At 73.4% G+C, this 18,045-nt stretch carries 18 protein-coding genes; 7 read left to right on the top strand and 11 right to left on the bottom strand.

All coding sequences use genetic code 11. The features are described from left to right. Window positions 1-125 precede the first annotated feature (125 nt). Window positions 126-809 carry a ScbR family autoregulator-binding transcription factor gene (locus tag KMS84_RS18770; protein ID WP_256917402.1) on the bottom strand — a complete coding sequence of 228 codons (684 nt, stop codon included), beginning with the start codon at window positions 807-809 and terminating at the stop codon, window positions 126-128. Between the two features lie 280 nt (window positions 810-1,089). Here KMS84_RS18770 and KMS84_RS18765 point away from each other — a divergent pair, with 280 nt between their 5' ends. Beyond that, the gene (locus KMS84_RS18765) at window positions 1,090-3,084 is read left to right on the top strand and encodes an acyl-CoA dehydrogenase family protein (RefSeq protein ID WP_256917401.1); all 1,995 of its coding nucleotides are present in this window, start codon (window positions 1,090-1,092) and stop codon (window positions 3,082-3,084) included. A 209-nt stretch (window positions 3,085-3,293) separates the two neighbouring features. On the opposite strand, the gene KMS84_RS18760 is transcribed toward KMS84_RS18765, so the two are convergent. From KMS84_RS18760 to KMS84_RS18740, 5 genes are all read right to left on the bottom strand, one after another. After that, a complete protein-coding gene (locus tag KMS84_RS18760) occupies window positions 3,294-4,118 on the bottom strand; it encodes an SAM-dependent methyltransferase (RefSeq protein WP_256917400.1) in 825 nt (274 codons plus the stop codon). Between the two features lie 156 nt (window positions 4,119-4,274). Further along, window positions 4,275-5,381 (bottom strand): NAD(P)/FAD-dependent oxidoreductase, encoded by a 1,107-nt coding sequence (locus tag KMS84_RS18755; protein WP_256917399.1) that lies wholly within the window; start codon window positions 5,379-5,381, stop codon window positions 4,275-4,277. Window positions 5,382-5,657: 276 nt separating this feature from the next. Further along, a complete protein-coding gene (locus KMS84_RS18750) occupies window positions 5,658-6,473 on the bottom strand; it encodes a hypothetical protein (protein ID WP_256917398.1) in 816 nt (271 codons plus the stop codon). Window positions 6,474-6,503: 30 nt separating this feature from the next. Further along, window positions 6,504-7,658: a PP2C family protein-serine/threonine phosphatase gene (locus KMS84_RS18745; protein WP_438818954.1), complete on the bottom strand. Its 1,155-nt coding sequence runs from the start codon at window positions 7,656-7,658 to the stop codon at window positions 6,504-6,506. Between the two features lie 111 nt (window positions 7,659-7,769). Continuing rightward, complete coding sequence (locus KMS84_RS18740; protein WP_256917397.1) at window positions 7,770-8,528, bottom strand: IclR family transcriptional regulator; 759 nt, start codon at window positions 8,526-8,528, stop codon at window positions 7,770-7,772. Between the two features lie 128 nt (window positions 8,529-8,656). Here KMS84_RS18740 and KMS84_RS18735 point away from each other — a divergent pair, with 128 nt between their 5' ends. Then, window positions 8,657-8,980 (top strand): antibiotic biosynthesis monooxygenase family protein, encoded by a 324-nt coding sequence (locus KMS84_RS18735; RefSeq protein WP_256917396.1) that lies wholly within the window; start codon window positions 8,657-8,659, stop codon window positions 8,978-8,980. Between the two features lie 33 nt (window positions 8,981-9,013). Here KMS84_RS18735 and KMS84_RS18730 read toward each other — a convergent pair whose 3' ends face one another. Next, window positions 9,014-9,460 carry an ATP-binding protein gene (locus KMS84_RS18730; RefSeq protein WP_256917395.1) on the bottom strand — a complete coding sequence of 149 codons (447 nt, stop codon included), beginning with the start codon at window positions 9,458-9,460 and terminating at the stop codon, window positions 9,014-9,016. A 314-nt stretch (window positions 9,461-9,774) separates the two neighbouring features. Here KMS84_RS18730 and KMS84_RS18725 point away from each other — a divergent pair, with 314 nt between their 5' ends. The 5 genes from KMS84_RS18725 to KMS84_RS18705 all read left to right on the top strand — a co-directional run bounded on the left by KMS84_RS18725 (window position 9,775) and on the right by KMS84_RS18705 (window position 13,446). Continuing rightward, a complete protein-coding gene (locus KMS84_RS18725; protein ID WP_256917394.1) occupies window positions 9,775-10,650 on the top strand; it encodes a Sco1979 family transcriptional regulator in 876 nt (291 codons plus the stop codon). Then, on the top strand, window positions 10,647-10,916 hold the full coding sequence (locus KMS84_RS18720; RefSeq protein WP_256917393.1) for a DUF397 domain-containing protein: 270 nt from the start codon (window positions 10,647-10,649) through the stop codon (window positions 10,914-10,916). The genes KMS84_RS18725 and KMS84_RS18720 overlap by 4 nt, the downstream gene beginning before the upstream one ends. Window positions 10,917-10,998: 82 nt before the next feature. Further along, the gene (locus KMS84_RS18715) at window positions 10,999-11,805 is read left to right on the top strand and encodes an SAM-dependent methyltransferase (protein ID WP_256917392.1); all 807 of its coding nucleotides are present in this window, start codon (window positions 10,999-11,001) and stop codon (window positions 11,803-11,805) included. Window positions 11,806-11,927: 122 nt separating this feature from the next. Further along, entirely contained in the window at window positions 11,928-12,506 is a 579-nt protein-coding gene (locus KMS84_RS18710; RefSeq protein ID WP_256917391.1) for a hypothetical protein, read from the top strand. Window positions 12,507-12,636: 130 nt separating this feature from the next. After that, window positions 12,637-13,446 carry an SAM-dependent methyltransferase gene (locus tag KMS84_RS18705; protein WP_256917390.1) on the top strand — a complete coding sequence of 270 codons (810 nt, stop codon included), beginning with the start codon at window positions 12,637-12,639 and terminating at the stop codon, window positions 13,444-13,446. A 129-nt stretch (window positions 13,447-13,575) separates the two neighbouring features. Here KMS84_RS18705 and KMS84_RS18700 read toward each other — a convergent pair whose 3' ends face one another. The 4 genes from KMS84_RS18700 to KMS84_RS18685 form a co-directional block, all read right to left on the bottom strand. Then, window positions 13,576-15,030, bottom strand: coding sequence for a WGR domain-containing protein (locus KMS84_RS18700; protein ID WP_256917389.1), 1,455 nt, complete (start codon window positions 15,028-15,030; stop codon window positions 13,576-13,578). A gap of 108 nt (window positions 15,031-15,138) precedes the next feature. Continuing rightward, window positions 15,139-15,897 carry an FG-GAP repeat domain-containing protein gene (locus tag KMS84_RS18695; protein WP_256917388.1) on the bottom strand — a complete coding sequence of 253 codons (759 nt, stop codon included), beginning with the start codon at window positions 15,895-15,897 and terminating at the stop codon, window positions 15,139-15,141. Between the two features lie 59 nt (window positions 15,898-15,956). Beyond that, the gene (locus KMS84_RS18690; protein WP_256917387.1) at window positions 15,957-16,946 is read right to left on the bottom strand and encodes an MASE1 domain-containing protein; all 990 of its coding nucleotides are present in this window, start codon (window positions 16,944-16,946) and stop codon (window positions 15,957-15,959) included. A 50-nt stretch (window positions 16,947-16,996) separates the two neighbouring features. Continuing rightward, window positions 16,997-17,845 (bottom strand): PP2C family protein-serine/threonine phosphatase, encoded by an 849-nt coding sequence (locus KMS84_RS18685; protein WP_256917386.1) that lies wholly within the window; start codon window positions 17,843-17,845, stop codon window positions 16,997-16,999. Between the last annotated feature and the right edge of the window lie 200 nt (window positions 17,846-18,045).

Raw genomic sequence — 18,045 nt, 5'->3', positions numbered from 1 at the left:
GCATGTACCGCTCAACCCCCCTCGCCCCACAGCCCTCACACGTCCCACCGCCGACGGGTCGGCCCGGTCGCTCCGGGCCTCCCTTCAGCCGCTCACCGGCCGGGCCGACCCGCCGCCCCCGCTCCTCACCCGGCCGCCTGGGGCTGCGCCGTCCCCCAACCGGCCTGCACGGCCTCCTCGTAGACGCGCGCGCCCCGGTCCGGCGCGGTGTCCAGCTGCAACAGCACCGCCGGCACCGCGACCCCCGCCATCAGGTGCCGCTGAAGGTCCGTCACCCGCTGGGGCAGGTCCGCGTGCCCGGTCATGATCTTGGACAGCACCTGGACCCCGGTGAACGCCCCCACGAACATCCGCGCGGCCGCGTCCACGTCGACGTGCGGCAGCAGCTCTCCCCTGTCCTTCGCCCGCCCCAGCAGCTCGGCGTTGCGCGCGATCCAGCCGCGCATCGGCGCCTGCCGGTCCAGTCCGTCGCTGTGGGCGCCCTGATCCACCGTGAGGCGGATGCTCCCCTGCACCAGCGGATCGCCCACCGACAGCAGATGGGCCAGGACGAACGCCTCGTCCAGCCCCTGTTGCAGCGTCAGCTTCCGTTGCGGCACGACCGGGATCGCCCCCAGCTGACTGGCCAGCACGGCCTGGGCGAGCGCCTCCTTGGAGGAGAAGTGGAAGTACAACGCCCCCTTGGTCACCCCGGCCCGGGCGAGGATCTCCGAGATCGTCGCCGCTTCGTACCCGACCTCCGCGAACACCGCCGCGGCCGCGACGAGGACGGCCCGTCTCTTCCGCACGGCCCGTTCCTGAAGCGCCACGCCCTACCTCCGAGATAGCTCCCTCGATTCAGGCTCCGGAATATACCGACCCGTCCGTGCCGCGCCACCTCGGCCGATCCCGGCCGCCGCACGCACGCCCGCGAGGGCCGCCGGACGGCGCGCCGCCTTCCCGCGCGACCACCCCCCGGATCACGCCATTCTCGGCAACGGTGTTTGCCGATTTCCGTCTTGATGAGAAAACCGGGAGGTCCGTATCTTCTGGCTCATTGCATATCCAGTCGTCCGCGTTCCGAATCAGCGACCAACGGGGGAGAGGATCATGGCCCTTCTGGCATTCCACAACGCGGAGGGCCCCACCGGGCCGTGCCCACCGGACCGGGTCCGGGACACGGCCGCACCGCGCCGGACGTCCCCGACCGCGGCCGACGCGGCCTCCCCGCCGCAGCACTCCCCCGCCCCGTCCCCCGACCCGTCCGCCGCCGCGCGCGACCGGCGCGCCGAGGACCCGGCGGAATCCGACGAGAAGCTCGCCCACGACCTGGGCCGGCTGCTCTTCGACCAGGACGGCGAACGGGACCGGGTCCACACACCCTGGCGGCGGCTGATAGCCCGGGACGCCTTCCGGCACCGGCCCGACCTGACGCCCGGTCAACGCGCCGCGCAGTCCTACGCCTGGCTGCGTCTGGTCAACGACACGCTTGAGGACCCCCTCTCCCTCGCCACCGACCCCGCCCTGCTCACCGCCCTGCACGAGTGGGCCGCCATCGTGGACGGGGGCGGCGGCCTCACCACCGTCGCGAGCATCCACTACAACCTCTTCCTCGGCAGCATCCTCGACCACGCCGACCCCGCGTCGCGAGACCTGGACGAGTTCACCGCCCTGCGCCGCATCGGCACGTTCCTGTGCACCGAGGTCGACCACGGCAACGACGCCACCGCGCTGGAGACGACGGCCCGCCACGACCCCGCGACCGGCGGCTTCGTCCTGCACACCCCGCATCCGGGCGCCGCGAAGTTCATGCCCAACACCAGTACCCTGGGCGGCCCGAAGGCCGCCGTCGTCGCCGCCCGCCTCCTCGTCGGCGACCGGGACCACGGCGTCTTCCTCTTCCTGACGCCGCTCACCGACCACGACGGGCCCCTCCCCCATGTCACGGTCGAGCCGCTCCCGCTGCGGCCCAACGCGCCCGTCGACCACTGCCTCACCTCCTTCGACCACCTTCCGCTGCCGGCCCGGTCCCTGCTCCAGGGCGAACACGGCCGCCTCGGCGCCGACGGCGCGTTCGCCAGCAGTCTCGGCAACCGCCGCAAGCGGTTCCTCACCTCCATCGCGCGGGTCACCGCCGGGAAGCTCTGCATGAGCGCGGCGGCCGTCGGCGCCTCCCGCGCCGCGCTCGCCATCGCCGTCCACTACGGCGACCAGCGCCTCGTCAGCGGATCGCGGCCCGGCCGGCACGTCCCGGTGAACGCCCACCGCACCCACCACGGCAGGCTGCTGCAAGCCGTCGCCACCGCCTATGCCATGACCCTGCTCCACCGCTCCCTCACCGCCGCGTGGGCGCGGCACACCCCCGACGACCGCGACCGCCTGGAGCGCCTCATCGCCCTGGCCAAGGCCTGGACCACCTGGCAGGCGCGCACCATCGCCCTGGAAGCGCGCGAACGCTGCGGCGCCCAGGGGCTGCTGCCCGCCAACCACCTCGCCGGCTTCCCCGAGTACATCGAGGGGACCATCACCGCGGAGGGCGACAACCTTCTGATCTCCACCAAGGCGGCCGCCGAACTCCTGCACCAGCCGCCGGCCTCCCCGGCCGCCCACCGCGCGCCGGCCGACCTCACCGACCCGCGCTTCCTGCGCGACCTGCTCGCCCACCTCGAGCACGCCTTCCACGGCCAGGCGAACCGCGCGCTGCGCAGCGGCCCCTCCCACGACCCCCAGGGCCGCTGGAACACGGCCTCGGGCCCCGCCCTCCAGCGCGCCCACGTGCACACCGTCCTCCAGGCGGCCGACGTCCTGCTCGCCGCCCTGGCCGACACCGCAGGCGGACCCGCCCACGACGTGCTGAGCGAGCTCACGGCCCTCTTCCTGCTCGGCCAGCTCGCCCCGCACACCGGTCTGCTGCTGGCCGACGGCCATATCGCCGCGCATCACGTCCACGAGTTCCCCGCCGCGACCGACGACCTCACCCACCGCCTCCGGCCCCGGCTCACCACCCTCGTGCGCGCCTTCGACCACCCGTCCGAGTACCTCGACGCGCTGCCGCTGCTGCGGGGCGCGGCCGGACGGCGGCACACGGCGAACGACGCCACGTAGCCGACGCGACCGCGCGGTGGGCGGACGCCCCGCGGGCCACGAGGTGCGGGCCCGGAAGGGCGTGGGCCGGAAGGGCGTGGGCCGGAAGGACGCGGACGGTCGGGACCCGGCAAGCCGGCCGCCGCGCGCCGCCCCGGCCGCGGTGCCGCGAGGGGCGGCCCGCCCGTGGCCGAGGAGACCGGCCGGCGCACCGCGACCGGCCCGCGCCGTCAGGGCTTGCGTCCCACGCCGCAGTAGGCGTCGACGTCGGCGGCGAGATTGGCCGGATCAGCGGCGTCCGGACGCCACTTCGTCACCTGGACGATCCCGGGCTCCACCAGCTCCAGCCCCTCGAAGAAGGCGCCGATCTCGTCGACGGAGCGCACGTGGTAGGGCACGGCGCCGCTGGCGTTGTACGCCTCCGACGCGGCGATCATGCCCTCGCTGGTGGCCGTGCTGTCGCTGATCACCAGATGACTGCCCGACGGAAGTCCCGCCATGAGCCGGCGCACGAGTCCCCGCGCCTCCTCGTGGTCGGCGACGTGACCCAGGGTGTTGAGGATCATCAGGGCGACCGGCCGGGACAGGTCGAGCGTCTGCGCGGCGGCCCCCAGCACGGCCTCCGGGTCGTACAGATCGGCGTCCAGATACGCGGTCCTGCCCTCCCTGGTGCTCGTCAGCAGGGCGTGGGCGTGGGCGAGCACGACCGGATCGTTGTCCACGTAGACGATCCGGGAGTCCGGGGCGACACGCTGGGCGACCTCGTGGGTGTTGTCGGCGGTGGGCAGACCCGTGCCGACGTCCAGGAACTGACGGATGCCCACGTCCACGGCCAGATGACGCACCGCGCGCCCCAGGAAGTGCCGGCTGGTGACCGCCACGTCGACGAGACCGGGGAAGATCTCCTTGATCTCGTCGCCGATCTCCCGGTCGACCTCGTAGTTGTCCTTTCCTCCGACGAAGTAGTTCCAGAACCGCGCCGAATGCGGCTTGGACGTGTCGATCCGCCCGGGCGTCGCGGACGGGGCGGCGGACGGGGAGGGGGAATCCGGCACGGCAAAGCCTCCTGCGGGGCACGTCGGTGATCAGAGCACCAACCTAGGCGAACTTTCGTGCGACGCAGGGAAGTTGAGAGCGCTTGCTGTCCTACGGCGCCGTTTTCGGCCATCCGGTTCCCCGGCGGCCCGCACCGCGTTCCGCGCGCGGCCGGTTCAGGCGGCCGTGTACCCGAGTTGACGCCTCATGTAGGGCGTCATGAGCGTCTTGGCCTTGGCCAGCACCGAGGTCCGGCCGCCGAGCAGGGCGCCCTCGCCGCCCGGCACGGGCAGCAGGGTCATTCCGTCGGCCGGACCGAAGGGCACGATGAGCGGGGAGCGCCGCACGGGCCGGTACAGACGCGGCTCCCTGCGGTGCCTGCCGGAACTGTGCAGATAGGCGCGGATGTTGTGGGCGGCGAGGTCGGCCTGGGCCAGCGCGGCGGGGGTGATCTTCAGCTCGCTCGCGTCGTTGACGTCGCCGACCGCGAAGACGTCCGGCCACCCGTGGACCCGGAGCCTGCGGTCGACCTTGACGTGACCGCTCTCGGTCAGCCAGTCCCCGTGTCCCGCCAGGCGCAGCCAGAGCGTGTTCGGGGTGGTGCCGGTGGCCCAGAAGGAGACGTCGGCGGCCACGACCTTGCCGTGCGCGTCGCGGTAGGTGCCGAAGTCGTTGCCGGGGGACATGAACGAGTCGAGGCGGACCTCCACGTCGTGCGACTCCAGCCAGTCGAGCGCCTTGCGGCCGGCCCGTTCGCTGCCCGTGCCGTGCAGCAGCGCCGGGCCGGAGTGGGCGAGGGTGACGCGGGCGTCCGGCCGGGCCAGCCGGATCTCCGCGCTGAGCTCGACGCCGGAGGGGCCGCCGCCGACCACCAGCACGTGCCGGGCCGCGGCGACCTTGCGCTGGTGTCCGGCGAACGACTCGATCGTCTCCTCGGCGGTGACGCCCGTGAAGCGCGCCGGCTCGGGATAGTCGGCGCCCGACGCGATGACGACCACGTCGTAGGGCAGCCGCTCTCCGGTCGCCAGGACCACCTGCCGCGCGCCGGTGTCGATGCGCACGGCCTTGCCCACCACCATCCGGCCGTCGCGCAGCAGCCGGTCGTACGGGATGAAGGGCGTGAGCGACCACTCCGGGCGCACACCGGCCCGGAGGGAGGCGATGCGGTGGAAGAAGACCTCCTTGCGGTCCACCAGGGTGACCCGCGCCGTCGAGTCGAGCCGTTTCGCCAGGCGGACGCCCGCATAGCCGCCGCCGATCACCACTACGTCGCCGTCGCGCACGCGCGTCTCCTGTGCAGGGGGTGCATGGGGGGAGGACGAGCGGCGCGGTGGGGGTCGCCTCGACCGCTCGAACTGGCGACGAGCGTAGCGCTTGAATTCTAAAGTTAACCCGTCGAGGTGTGCACGTTCCGTGAAGCAAGGCCCCGTCGACGCGCTGCCGTGCGACGACCTCCGGCCCGGTGTCCGGTACGCCTCGCGTTCCGCCTGCGCGCTCCCGCTCCGGACGTCGCGGGGGTCGGCGGGCGAGGGTGGCGCGCCTCGCCCGAAGGGCCCTTGTCAGGCGCCGCAGCCGCCCACGCGGTGGGTGCTCAGTGCCACGTCGTCCATGCGGAGGTCGTACGACGAGGGCGTGGGCGCGGCCTGGTACAGCTGCCAGCCCAGCTTGAGCGCGTCGAAGCGCGGGAAGACGAAGTCGTCCGCGCTGCCGCCGTGCTGCTCGGTGGAGACGGTCAGGTCCGGGCGTCGCACACCGTCCTGGTACACGGTGACACGGTTGTCGGTCGCGTCGAGGTGGAACTCCACGCAGCTCCAGGCCGAGGCCGTGGCGGGAGCGGAGGTCCGCCAGGCCGTCCAGTCCCCGGTGGGACCCAGGTCGGAGCCGACCCCCCAGAAGTTCGCCCCCGAGGTGGGCACGTACTGGCCGCCCAACGGACGCACCAGGGTGGGGGCGTCGGAGCCGGAGGCCTCCGCGACGGTCCAGTGCGCCCAGTCGGGAGCGGTGGGGAACCGGTCCACCCGCAGGCGCAGACGGGCCCAGAAGCTGTTCCCGGCGGGGGCGAGGCCGGAGAACACCACGAAGGCGCGACCGTTGCCCTCGGTGCGCAGCCGCAGTTCACGGCCGTGGCCGGCGGAACTCGGCTCGACGGTCACCGAACCGTCCGAGACGTCGGTGGTCCAGCCCCGGCCCGCGGTGACCGGGCCGAGCGGGAGCCGGTCGAAGCCCTCCCGGACGAAGGGTGCGTGCCGGGCCGGGGACGCCGAGGCGGCGGGGGCGGGCGCACCGACGGGGCCGGCCGAGGCGGTGGGGGATGCCGCGAGCAGCGCGGCCGTCGCGGCGGACAGCGCGACGGCGGACTTCCTCATGCGTGTCATGAGCGCAGTCTGCCGCACCCACCGCCGCGGTCAGCCGGCCAGGTCGTCCAACGCGGTTGCGGGGAAGGCAAGTTGGGACGGCGGCAGCGGGGCGGGCAGCGGTTTGCGGATCAGCAGCAGCGCCGCGTCGTCGTGCAGGCGACCGCCGACATGCGCCAGCAACTCCTCGTGGATGGCGCCGAGCGTGCGCGAGGGCTCGTCGGACAGATGGCGCTCGAGCCCCTCGACGAGCGGGTAGAACGCGCGGTCGCGGTCCCGGGCCTCGATGACCCCGTCGGTGTACAGCAGGAGCTGGTCGCCGTCCGCGAAGGACAGCTCCTGCAGGCCGGGCGTCTGCTCGGTCAGGGCCCGCAGCCCGAGGGGCGGAGCGGGCGGCACGGGCTCCACCGCCTCGATCCGCGTCGACGCGCGCACCAGCAGGGGCGGGGCGTGTCCGCAGTTCACCACTTCCAGCACTCCGGGGCGCGGGCACCCGGCGATCACGGCGGTGACGAAGTCGTCGACCCCGAGGTTGCGCGCGAGACTGCGCTCGATCCGGTCGACGACGGCCAGCAGGTCGGGTTCGTCGTAGGCGGCCTCGCGGAACACGCCGAGGACCAGCGCCGCGGTGCCCACGGCCGGCAAACCCTTGCCGCGCACGTCCCCCACGATCATCCGCACGCCGTACGGAGTGGGCACCAGCGCGTACAGGTCCCCGCCGATCCTGGCCTCCGCGGCGGCCGCGCTGTAGCGGACGGCCGCCTCGAAGGGGCCGACGGTCGCCGGCACCGGCTTGAGCAGCGCGTGCTGGGCGGCCTCGGCGACCGAGCGGACGTCCGCGAGGACCCGCTCCCGGCGTGAGCGCAGGGCGCCGGCCAGGGCGCTCGCCGCGGTCACGGCCAGCACGGCGGCGGGTACGGCCACCAGAGCGGCCCCGCCCGAGCCGTCGCGCGAGCCGAGCGCCACGCCGAGACCGGCGGCGAGCAGGCCCACGCCGAGGACGCCGCGCGGCCCCTGGGTGGTGGCGGCCAGCGCGGGCGCGGCCGCCAGCAGGGGCAGCCAGGTCGTCCCGGCTCCGCCGAGGAGGGTGACGAGCCCGATGACGACAGTGATCAGTACGGGCAGGAGCGGGCCGGTCATGGCCGGCCGGGGTCCGAACAGCCTGGTCGGGCGGGGGTCGCCGTCGTGGTCGCGGGCCTGAGTCATGCGGGTCCGTAGTCCTCACGTGTGCGCCGGATGCTTCGGAAATGTCCGTTTCTCTTAGGAAACGGGGCGGCGCGACCCCTCACAAGGATCAGATTTTCAGATAGTGAACGATCAGACGGTGAGCGAAAGAGTCCTGGTCACGCGATCGGCGGTCGGCAGGAGCCGGTCCCGGACCTGTGCCAGCCGGGGCAGCCGGTCCACCGGCAGGGAGACGCCGAGCGAGCCGAGGGTGTCTCCGCTGTAGACCGGCACGGCCACGCAGACGGTGCCGAGGGCGTACTCCTCCAGGTCCGTGACGGCCGGGGCCACGGGCGAGGCGTCCAGTCGCCGCAGGAGTTCGGGCGCGCTGGTGATGGTCCTCGGCGTGAGGTCGGCGAGGCGGTGCCGGGTGAGGTAGTCCCTGCGGGCGTCGTCGTCCAGCTCACGCAGCACGGACTTGCCGAGCGCGGTGGCGTGCCCGGCGTCCTCGAAGCCGACCCACAGGTCGACGCGGGGGGTGCGCGGTCCGTCGACGATCTCCGCCACCCTGATCTCGCCGTCCTCGTAGAAGGTGAGGTAGGCGGCGGTCGCCAGTTCGTCGCGCAGCGCGGCCAGCGTGGGGCGGACCCTGCTGAGCAGGGTCTGCGCGCGCCCGCTGGCGTGCAGCGTCTGCACCCGGTCCCCCAGGACGAACCCGCCGTCCGGGAGTTTGCGCAGGTAGCCGTCGTGCACGAGGGTCCGCAGCAGGTGGTAGGCGGTGGCCAGGGGCAGAGCCGCCTCCCGTGCCAGCTGTTTCGCCGGCGCGCCGTTGTCGTGCGCGCTCACCGCCTCCAGCAGGCGGAACGCCCGCTGCACGGAGGCGATCAGCGTGGGGCCGTCCCGCGCGGTCATACGAACAGGGTGCGCCGGTCCCCGGGCACAGGCAACACCCGCCCCGCACGACCGCCCGCGCGGCGCCGGCGGGTGGGGGGCGTCGGGGCGGTCCGTGGTCCGCACGCCCGGCGAGGGAGGATGGGGCCATGAGCGTAGTGAAGATCAACGTACTGACCGTCCCGGCGGAACAGCGGGAGACCCTCGAGAAGCGGTTCGCCGCGCGGGCCGACGCCGTCGGGGACTCCGACGGCTTCGAGTGGTTCGAGCTGCTGCGTCCGGTCGAGGGCACCGACACCTACCTCGTCTACACCCGGTGGCGGGACGAGGAGTCGTTCCAGGCGTGGCTCAAGGGCTCGATGAAGGCGGCGCACGGGGGCGGCGCCGAGGGCGAGCGCCCCAAGCCGGCGGCCTCGGCGTCCACCCTGTGGTCCTTCGAGGTGGTGCAGCAGGCGGCGCCCAAGGGCGAGTAGCCCGCCGGTCGCGCCGGTCGCGACCGCGCCAGGTCAGGCCGGCGCGGTCGCCAGGGTCGCCCACACGGCGGTCCCGCCGGTGAGCGCCGAGCGGTGGACGCCCCAGGTCTGGGCGAGCTCCTCGACGAGGAGCAGTCCGCGGCCGCCCTCGTCGTCCGGTCCGGGCTCGCGGCGGGGCAGGACGCGGCACGAGCGGTCCTGGTCGTGCACCTCCAGGCGCAGGCATCCGGAGCCGACCAGTCCGATCCCGCACAGGAATCGGGCGCCCAGCGCGTGCCGTACGGCGTTGGTGGCGAGCTCGGACACGAGCAGGACGGCGTCCGCGCACAGCTCGCCGGGCAGCCGCCAAGCCGTCAGCCGCGCGTCCATCGAGCGGCGGGCCAGCGAGACGCTGGACCGGTGGGCGGGGAGTTCGACCCAGTGCGTGCGGTCCGGACTCCAGGTGTCCAACGGCCGGGGAGAAGTCGTGTGGGGGGACACGGTGGGCGCCTTCCGTGGGGGGCGGGAGCAGCAGCCAGAGGCCGGGAAGGTGAGCAAGGGGCCGAGGAGAGGGGCACGTTCCGTGCGAGCCCTTGCGCCGCGAACGCCCGGTCGCCCCAACTCCGTTGCGGATGAAGGAGCTTGACGGGGGAACATTCCCGTTCGACGGCGCGGTTCACGTGAGTAACTATGCTCGCACCTGAGTTCAGGCTGCAACCGACTGCCTGATAATTTCAGCGAGCCGGTATCCGTTCGGTCGCGTCAGCAGGACGCCATCGGGCGCGTCGGGGTGACAGTCCCTCAGGAGGCACGGCGTGAGCGAAGGCCGTTCGGGCACGGGCAGCAGCAGCGCGCCCACCGTGTTGCGCATGATCCTCGGCCGCAGGCTTCAGGAACGGCGCCAGAACGCGGGCGTGTCACTGGAGGACGCGGCCAGAGCGCTGCACGTCAAGCCGCTGACCATCCGCCGCCTGGAGAAGGCGGAGGTCGGTCTCCGGCCGCTCTACGTGGAGATCCTGCTCGACGCCTACGGGGCCGGCCGGCGCGAGATCGAGGAGTTCGTCGCCCTGGCCGAGCGGGCCAACGAGCCCGGCTGGTGGCACCCGTACCGCGACGTCCTGCCGAGCTGGTTCAGCGGTTACGTGAGCCTGGAGACCGGGGCCAGGACCCTGCGCACCTACGAGCCGCACTACGTCACGGGGCTGTTGCAGACCCCCCGGTATGCGCGCGGCGTGCTCGGCGGAGGCTTCCCGAACGACCGCGACGAGGATCTGCGCCGCCGCGTGGACCTGCGACTGCGTCGCCAGAGCCTGCTGGAGAGAGACGACGCCCCGACGCTGTGGACGGTGCTGGAGGAGGCCGTGCTGCACCGCATGGTGGGCGGCCCCGAGGTGATGCGGGAGCAGATCGACCGGCTGCTGGAGGTGTCGGAACTGGAGCACGTGAGCGTGGACATCGTGCCGTTCACGGCCGGGGCGCACGTCGGCGCGTGCGCCCCGTTCACCTACTTCCGGTTCGAGGAGCCGGAGCTGCCCGACATCGTCTACACCGAGATCCTCTCCGGCGCCGTGTACCTGGACCAGCGCTCCGACGTCGCGGCGCATCTGGAGGCCCACAACCGCATGTCCCTGCTGACCTCGGACACGGACAGCAGGGCGCTCCTGAACCGTATGCGCAAGGAGTACTCATGACCGGCACCGACGGCGGCGACGGCCGCGCCCACGACGTCTACAACGGGATGCCCGCATCCGACCTGGGCGACCACGGCTGGGAGTCCCCGTGGAGCGGACCGAACGGGGGCCAGTGCGTGCAGACCAAGCAGCTCGCCGACGGTCGTGTGGCGCTGCGGCAGTCGACCGACCCGGCCGGGCCGGCGCTGATCTACACCCCCGAGGAGATCGCCGCGTTCGTCGCGGGAGTCAAGCGGGGTCTCGCCGACCACCTGGCGGCCGGCTGAACCCGAGCACGACGGGCGGGTCCCGGCCGTCCGCGGCCCCCGGCCGCCCGCACCCCCCATGCACACCACCGAAAGGCACAGGATGAGCACCCCGAACGCCCCGCGGGACATCGACACGAGCAGGCCGCACTCCGCGCGGATGTACGACTACTACCTGGGCGGCAAGGACCACTTCGCCGTCGACGCCCAGGCGGCGGAGTCCGTCGCGGGCGTCTACCCGGGCATCTTCGTCTGCGCCCGCGAGAACCGGGCCTTCATGCACCGGGCCACCCGGGTCCTCGCCCGGGAGCACGGCATCCGCCAGTGGCTGGACATCGGCACGGGCATCCCGACCGAGCCGAACCTGCACCAGGTCGCCCAGTCCGTGGTCCCCGAGGCGCGGGTGGTCTACGCGGACAACGACCCGCTCGTCCTGAAGTACGCCGAGCGCCTCATGCGCAGCACGCCGCAGGGGCGTACGGCGTACGTGCACGGGGACGTCAACGACCCCGGCGCGCTGCTCGAGGCGCCCGCGCTGGCCGAGGTCCTGGACCTGGACCAGCCCGTGGCGCTGTCCCTCAACGCGCTGATGCACTTCGTCACCGACGCGCAGGACCCGTACGGCATCGTGACGCGTCTGCTGGACGTGGTTCCCTCGGGCAGCGCCCTGGCCCTGAGTCACTGCACGCCCGACTTCGACCCGTCGACCTGGCAGAAGGTGACCGACATCTACAACGGCGCCGGCACGCCGGTGCAGTTCCGCTCGCGTGACGACGTCGCCCGCTTCTTCGACGGGCTGGAGCTGCTCGACCCCGGTGTCGCGGTGGGCCACCGCTGGCGTCCGGACGGCCCCGTCGAGGCGACGGACGCCGAGGTCAGCCTCTGGACCGGGGTGGGGATCAAGCCGTAGCGGGGTCCGGGCGTCCCCTCGCGGCTGCTCCCGGCCGCCGAGGCGCGTGCGGGTGGGTCGCGGGTTCGTCTGAGTACGACGACTCATGGCGCGGCACCGGCCGCGCGCGCGAAGATCGACGCATGACGAAGACCGGACGAGCCGACATCCTGCGTGCGGCGCCGCTGTTGGCCGCGCTGACCCTGCTCGCGACGGGATGCGGCGCCCAGCGGGCGGGGCAGGACGCCGGGGACGCCGGCCCGTCGCGGGCCGCGGCGGCGACGCCGGGCGCGCCGGTGGACTTCCGCTGCCCCGGTGAGAGCGCCGCGCCGACGCCCGCCCCGAGCGCGGCCTCCTCGACGCCCGCCACACCGCCCACCGACCACTACGCCGAGAACCACGGCTTCCTGGTCCCGCTGCGGCTCCACGGCCAGAGCCGCTGCGACGGGCTGACGGCCGCCGGACGGATCGAGCGGGCGCTCGAACCGCTGCGCGAGCGCGGCGAGTTCAGCCCGCAGAGCACCCGTGCCGCGCTCACCCGCCTGGGATACGCCGACGGGGACGTCGAGGCGTCCCAGAGCGGGCCGACCGGGGTGAGTTTCCTCGTCGTCGCCCACCCGCTGTGCCTGGAGGGCGGGATCGACCGCGAGAAGACGCGGGCGGACGCCTTCGGCGGCTACCCCGACGGCACCGACTGCCGGCCCCCGTCCGGCGGGCACTGAGGGGGGCCGTTCACGCGAAACGGGCGTCCGAAGGCGACCGGATAGGTGAACTGATGTACGGAACCCGGTCGTTGGGACGTAAGTTGTGGCCAGAACTGCTCACGCCTCGGCTGAAAGACGGACGACGACCATGACCGACCCTGAGACCTCGTCAGCGGCGCACCAGACCATCGACACGTCGGTGCCGCACTCGGCGCGCATCTGGAACTACTGGCTGGGAGGCAAGGACAACTACCCCGTCGACGAACAGGCCGGCGACGCGTACACGGCCGTCTTCCCCGGCATCGTCACCATCGCCCGCAGCAGTCGCGCCTTCCTGCGCCGGACCATCACGCATCTGGTGTCGGAGGCGGGCATCCGGCAGTTCCTCGACGTCGGCACCGGTCTGCCGACCGCCGAGAACACCCACGAGGTCGCCCAGCGACTCGCCCCCGAGTCGCGGATCGTCTACGTCGACAACGACCCGCTGGTCCTGACCCACGCCCGCGCGCTGCTCACCTCGACCCCCGAGGGTGCGACGGCCTACGTCGACGCCGACGTGATGGACCCCAAGCGCATCCTCGCCTCGGCCGCCGAGACGCTGGACCTCGGCCGCCCCACCGCGCTCATCCTGAGCAACATCCTCGGCCATGTCGCCGACCACGCGACGGCCCGCGCCATCGTCACCGACCTGATGGCCGCGCTGCCGTCCGGGAGCTACCTGGCCGTCAACGACGGTTCGCGGGGCGTCGACCCGGTCTTCGAGCAGGCCCAGGACGCCTACAACGAGAGCGGCGCCGTCCCGTACAACCTGCGCTCCATCGAGGAGATCACCGCGTACTTCGACGGCCTGGAGCTGCTGGAACCGGGGGTCGTCTCGGTGCCCATGTGGCGCCCCGAGGCCGGGTCGCCGGCTCCGGAGCTGATCGGCGAGCACGGCGGTCTCGGCCGCAAGCCGTGACCGCGGGCCGTCCGGGCGGCTCCTGACCGGCCCTTGCCGCCGGGCCGCCCGCGAGGGTCGGCACGGCGGCGGCCGGCCGACGCGACGGCCTGCGGTGAGGGCGGGCGGCGGGGTCCGGCGGCGCTCCCGTCACAGCAGCCGCCGGATGTCGCCGCGGACCCGGTAGAAGCCGCCGGCCGCCGGGTGCAGGGCGTCGACGACGTATCGCGCGCCGGGCTCCCGTATCTCGCGCGGGAACTGGACGTTCCAGGACGCGTCGTAGCCGTCGGAGACCACGTGCACCCGCACCCGGCCCGCATGCTGGACGCACTCGACGACGATCGCGCCGGCGGGCGCCTGCGCCACGGTCGCCACCGCGCTCACCGCCGTGGCGGGTGCGTAGGTCGGCAGGGCGGCGGCGAGCTTGACGTCGCGCGCCACCGGCACCGTGCCCTGCTGGGCGGCCTCGACGGCCGCCTCGCTCGCGTCCACGCACACCAGCGAGCCGTCGGTGGTCACCAGGTACAGCCGTTCGTCGCGGTACTGCATCGACAGGGCGGATCCGCCGCCGGTGCCGAGCTTCCACAGTCGCGTGCCGTCCCGGTCGAAGCAGTAGACGGAGGACGACGCGTCGCCCGCGAACACGAACCGCCCGCTCGGCGAGGTCGCACACGAGTACACCGCGCTGTCGCAGCCGTAGGTGGCCTCCACCGCGCCGGTGGTCTTGGACAGCCGCTGGACCACCCGGTGGGCGGTCCCCGCGTACACGGCGTCCTCCTCCTGCCAGCCGAACAGGACGCCGCCCCGGGTGGGGGTGTGCCAGAGCTCTCCGCCGCCGTCGGGCGCGTAGGCGGTGACGCCCCGGTGGTGACCGTGGTAGACGGCCCGGTCGTCGGCCCGCACCATCCAGGCGTGTTCGCCCTGGCTGCGCCGGGCCCACTGGTGTTCGTCCTCGTGGTCGATGACGGTGAGCCGGCCGCCCCGGTCCGAGACGTTGAGGACGCCCTCGTGGATGTCCAGCCAGAAGATGTCGACGTCGGCCGTGATGTCGTACGCGGCGAACGGCAGTTTCGAGGACAGGTCGTAGACCTTGCCGTCGTCGCAGCCGGCGTAGATCCAGAAGTCGTCGGCGACCAAACACTTCACGCCGTCCGGCAGGGTGAAGCGGGCCAGGACCCGGCCGTCGCGGTCGAGCGTGTAGACGTCGCCCGCCTGGTTGCCGACCCAGCAGCGGTCGTCGTCGACGTGGATGCCGAACGCCGAGGACCCGGTGCGGAACCGCCACAGCACCGGCGCCACGGCGCGCGCGGTGGACGGGGCCGACGCCACCTGACGGCGGGTCACCGGGCGGGCGGCGCGCTGTCCGGCGACGGCCGGGGCGTATCCCTTGCGGACCTTCTCCCCCACCTTCTTCGCCGCGGCGGCGCGTGCCTTGTCGGCGGTGGGGAACGTGGTCGACTGCACCTGGCCCGAGGCGCCGATGCGCCCGTAGCGGACCGTCACCACCAGCCCGTCGACGGCGACTTCGTAGAACTTGTGCGCGCCGCCGTCGTCCTGCGACAGCTCCAGATAGGTCGTCGACACGCTGCTGGACCCCGTAGACATGACACACCCCTCCCCAGGCCGGACCCGCGGCCGTTGTGGCGGGTCCCACTGGTCAAACCGTAGGCGCAGCCACTGACAATCGCGTCGGCCGGAGCCCCGGCGCCGTCGTCAGCCGGAGTCCGGGGGCCGGGCCGGGCCGGCGGCCCCGCAGGGCGGGTAGAAGGGCTCGAGGCCGGCGTGGAGGAAGTCGTCCGCGATGCCGCGGCCGGCGCCGTCGGCCGCGCCGGCGGTGTCGCGCGGACCCTCGCGGAGCCCGGCGGCGCGCTCGCCCAGGTGGACGCGCGTCTCGTACAGGCCGTCCCCGGTGTACTCGTCCGCCAGGAGGTCGGGGTGGCGGTCGTGGTCGACGTCGATGACGGCGATGTCCTCGGCCGCCCCCAGGTCGAGCGGGATCGTCCGCTGTCCGCGCCCCGCGTCGGAGAAGGGCCCCCGCCTCAGTTCCGAGACCCTGGGGCGGACGGGCGCGTCCCCGCGCTGCCGGGCTCCGGCGACGACGAGCAGGTCGCTCCAGCCGTCGCCGTCGAAGTCCGCGACGGCCGCGCGCACGAACGCCTGGTGCTCCCCCGCCCGGTCGGCGAGCCGGCGCACCCCCACGGTCCGCTCACGGGCCGAGCCGACGCCGAAGGTGATCGTCAGCCGCGCGCCGACCCGGGAGGGGTCGGACACGCGGTCCGGGTACCCGTCGGCGTTCAGGTCGGCCGACAGGTCCCCCGCCGGGGTGAGGCAGGCGGTGACGGCCGAGGGACCGCCCGGCCGCGGCGGCGGCGCTCCCCGGGACTCCGCGGATCCCGCGAGGAGCAGCAGCCCGAGCAGGACGAGAGCACCGCGTCGCGGACGTCTTCTGCGCGCCTCGTTCACCGGGACCATGAGGCCCGACTGTCGCACACGCGTGTGACGTCGTGTCACCGGCCCGCGCGGCGGTCCGCTCAGGAATCCTCGTCCTTGGGGGGCCGGCCGGGTGGAAGGTCGCCCGCGGTGAGGTGTTCCAGCACCTCGACCAGTTCCTGGCAGGCCCGTTCCACGGAGCGTCTGGTGTTGCGCTGCTCCGCGATCACCGCGGAGAGCAGCAGCGCGGTGAGCGCCATCGTCCCGTTGAAGGCCTGCAACTTGATCATCACCTCGATGCGGGTCAGGCGTTCGAAGGGTCCCGCCCGGTCGGTGGCCGCGATCGTGGCCAGGACGGAGGTGAACAGGGCGCACACCATGCTCCCGCCGAGCTGGAACCGCAGCGCGGCCCAGATCAGCAGCGGGTAGACGAGGAAGAGCAGGCTGACATGGCTGCGCGTGGCCAGCGGGACGAGCGCGCAGGCGATGAGCGCCAGGCCCGTGGCCTCCTTCCACCGGGTCAGGCGCAGGGGCCGTCGCAGTGTGTACAGCACGAGCAGGACCGGCGTGACGATGAGCACGCCCATGGCGTCGCCGACCCACCAGGCCAGCCAGACGGCCCAGAAGCTGTCGGCGGCGATCCTGTCGGTGAGCAGCAGGATGCCCACGCCGACGGTCGAGCTGATCAGCATGGCGGTGAAGGCCCCCAGGAACACCAGCGCGAGGCCGTCGCGCAAGCGGGCCAGGTCGGTGCGGAAGCCCACCTTGCGGAGCATGAGGTACGCGCAGACGGGGGCCGCGGTGTTGCCGGCCAGGTTGCCGACCACCGCCGGTCGCAGCGACGTCAGGGACATGATGACGAGGAGGGCCCCGAGGGCGATGCCCGCCCAGGAGCGGATCCCCAGGATCAGCAGACAGGCGACCGCGACGCCGGTGGGCGGCCAGATGGGGGTGAAGACCGCGCCCTCGACGACGAGCTCCCGGACCAGACCGAGCCGCCCGGCCGCGTAGTAGCAGAGGGCGACCGCCAGCGTCTGGATGACGAAGACGGCTGTCCGGCGCAGATCGGGGGTACCCACCACAGCTGTCATCAGACACCGGCGGAGCGCGGTCGGCGAGGCGGGGGGCGCGGCGACCGGCCCTATGGCTGAACGCGGAGCCGTTGCGGTGGGGCCAGTCCGTCGTGGCCCACGACGAGGACGGCCGCGTCGTCCTCGTGGCCGATGCGCTCGGCGCGCCTGATGACCGCGGCGGCGAGCGAGTCCGCCGTCATGCCGGCGACGGCGGCGATCCCCGCGAGCCGCACCACCTGGTCCAGGCCCTCCTCCACGCTGAGCGTCGGCCCCTCGACCACCCCGTCGGTGAGCAGCACGAAGACCCCGCCCTTGGTGAGCCGGTAGCGGGTGACGGGGTAGTCCATGCCGTCCTGGACGCCGAGCGGCGGTCCGCCCTCGTCCTCGGCGACGCCGGACTTGCCGTCGGCGGTGGCCCACACGCAGGGGATGTGCCCGGCGCGTGCGCTCTCCAGGACGCCGGTGGCGGGGTCGAGGCGCATGAAGGTGCAGGTCGCGAAGCGGTCGCCGCCGAGCGAGAGGAGCAGCTCGTTGGTCCGGGCGAGGAGCTCGCCGGGCTCGCCGGTCACGGAGGCCAGGGCGCGCAGTCCGACCCGGACCTGCCCCATGAAGGCCGTCGCCTCTATGTTGTGCCCCTGGACGTCGCCGATGGACAGGCCGATGCGGCCGTCCGGCATGGCGAAGGCGTCGTACCAGTCGCCGCCCACGTTGAGGCCGTGACAGGCGGGCGCGTACTCGACCGCGAGCCGGAATCCCGGAGCCGCGGGCAGGTCCCGGGGCAGCATGCCGCGCTGGAGGGCCAGGGCCAGCTCGACGCGGGAGCGTTGCAGTTCCGCGCGCTCGCGCGCCTGGGCGGTCAGCGAGCCGAGCCGGGCCAGCAGCTCGTCGCCCTCGTCCGTGCGGCGCTTGCGGGACATCGATCACTCCGGCGGAACGGCGGCTCATCGGCGGGAAGCAGACGCGTGAGCGCCTCGGCGCCCATCTCGGACAAAACCTCACATTTTACCTTCATAGGATGATAGCGGCCCGAGGCGAAGGCGACCGGCCTCCGCCTCTCCCCCTGCGACGCGGGGCGGCGCCTGCCGCCCCGCCGCTCGCCATCCCGCAGCCCGCCATG

Origin of the sequence: Streptomyces hilarionis, from assembly GCF_024539675.1 — a bacterium.
In the GTDB taxonomy this organism is placed as follows: Bacteria; Actinomycetota; Actinomycetes; order Streptomycetales; family Streptomycetaceae; genus Streptomyces; species Streptomyces hilarionis.
The sequence above is the reverse complement of the archived record's forward strand: the minus strand, read 5'-3'. Positions and strand labels throughout refer to the sequence as shown.

What these genes read in the sequence shown, in the direction of transcription:
- KMS84_RS18685 (WP_256917386.1), bottom strand. Translation starts at nt 17,845, where the DNA reads ATGTCCCGCAAGCGCCGCACGGACGAGGGCGACGAGCTGCTGGCCCGG.
- KMS84_RS18695 (WP_256917388.1), bottom strand. Translation starts at nt 15,897, where the DNA reads ATGGTCCCGGTGAACGAGGCGCGCAGAAGACGTCCGCGACGCGGTGCT.
- KMS84_RS18740 (WP_256917397.1), bottom strand. Translation starts at nt 8,528, where the DNA reads ATGACCGCGCGGGACGGCCCCACGCTGATCGCCTCCGTGCAGCGGGCG.
- KMS84_RS18720 (WP_256917393.1), top strand. Translation starts at nt 10,647, where the DNA reads ATGACCGGCACCGACGGCGGCGACGGCCGCGCCCACGACGTCTACAAC.
- KMS84_RS18745 (WP_438818954.1), bottom strand. Translation starts at nt 7,658, where the DNA reads ATGACTCAGGCCCGCGACCACGACGGCGACCCCCGCCCGACCAGGCTG.
- KMS84_RS18710 (WP_256917391.1), top strand. Translation starts at nt 11,928, where the DNA reads ATGACGAAGACCGGACGAGCCGACATCCTGCGTGCGGCGCCGCTGTTG.
- KMS84_RS18705 (WP_256917390.1), top strand. Translation starts at nt 12,637, where the DNA reads ATGACCGACCCTGAGACCTCGTCAGCGGCGCACCAGACCATCGACACG.
- KMS84_RS18700 (WP_256917389.1), bottom strand. Translation starts at nt 15,030, where the DNA reads ATGTCTACGGGGTCCAGCAGCGTGTCGACGACCTATCTGGAGCTGTCG.
- KMS84_RS18690 (WP_256917387.1), bottom strand. Translation starts at nt 16,946, where the DNA reads ATGACAGCTGTGGTGGGTACCCCCGATCTGCGCCGGACAGCCGTCTTC.
- KMS84_RS18715 (WP_256917392.1), top strand. Translation starts at nt 10,999, where the DNA reads ATGAGCACCCCGAACGCCCCGCGGGACATCGACACGAGCAGGCCGCAC.
- KMS84_RS18750 (WP_256917398.1), bottom strand. Translation starts at nt 6,473, where the DNA reads ATGACACGCATGAGGAAGTCCGCCGTCGCGCTGTCCGCCGCGACGGCC.
- KMS84_RS18735 (WP_256917396.1), top strand. Translation starts at nt 8,657, where the DNA reads ATGAGCGTAGTGAAGATCAACGTACTGACCGTCCCGGCGGAACAGCGG.
- KMS84_RS18765 (WP_256917401.1), top strand. Translation starts at nt 1,090, where the DNA reads ATGGCCCTTCTGGCATTCCACAACGCGGAGGGCCCCACCGGGCCGTGC.